This is a genomic window from Croceitalea sp. MTPC5, assembly GCF_036985505.1.
Taxonomy (GTDB): domain Bacteria; phylum Bacteroidota; class Bacteroidia; order Flavobacteriales; family Flavobacteriaceae; genus Croceitalea.
Genome location: NZ_BTGQ01000040.1, coordinates 1 through 652 on the forward strand (window position 1 = coordinate 1; position 652 = coordinate 652).

1 protein-coding gene is annotated in these 652 nt (G+C 58.9%); it reads left to right on the top strand.

The window, feature by feature from the left end; all coding sequences use genetic code 11:
* Positions 1 to 652, top strand: a 652-nt coding sequence (locus tag AACM45_RS20320; RefSeq protein WP_339145041.1) for an InlB B-repeat-containing protein, incomplete at both ends; no start/stop codon positions are given.

A 652-nucleotide genomic window follows, 5' to 3' on the forward strand; every position in this document is an offset into this window, starting at 1 on the left:
GCCGTCCGCACGGGCGGTTTCTTCGACGTTCAGGACGGTGCTTTTGAGGTACGAGGCGGCAGTCCCGTTCCCGGTGTATGGACCTCCGAGGTGATACCGATCGGTGGCCCGGTCAGGGTATCGGTCGATGTTGATGATATGGACTCTAACAAGGAACGGGCGGATTTTGTGCGTGCATACTATATTTTGGACGGCGGCGTGCAGGTAGGGTTCGGGGCGGTTGCCGACGATCTTGAGTCGGCCGTGGAGCTCAGTTCACCCTTGATTACGGGCAGCACGGTCCAGATCGTTCTTGAGGGCCAGGTCAGTGGGAACAACGAGATATACCGGGTGGACAATGTAAGGGTGCTTGGTGATGCGGGTACAGCGCAGGAATTCAGTTTGACGATCAACGATGGTACTGGTGACGGCAGTTTCTTGGCGGGTACCGAGGTAACGGTGACGGCGGATGCCGCACCCTCGGGGCAGGAGTTCGACATCTGGACGGGTGATGTTTCGGGCCTTGCCGATACGGGCTTGGCCACGACGACCCTTACGATGCCGTCATCGAACGTGACGTTGACGGCTACCTACCGCGATATTTCCACGGGCGATACCGATGTGGTATGGTGGGAGGATTTCGGGGACTTGGCCGATGGTACGACGGTGGACG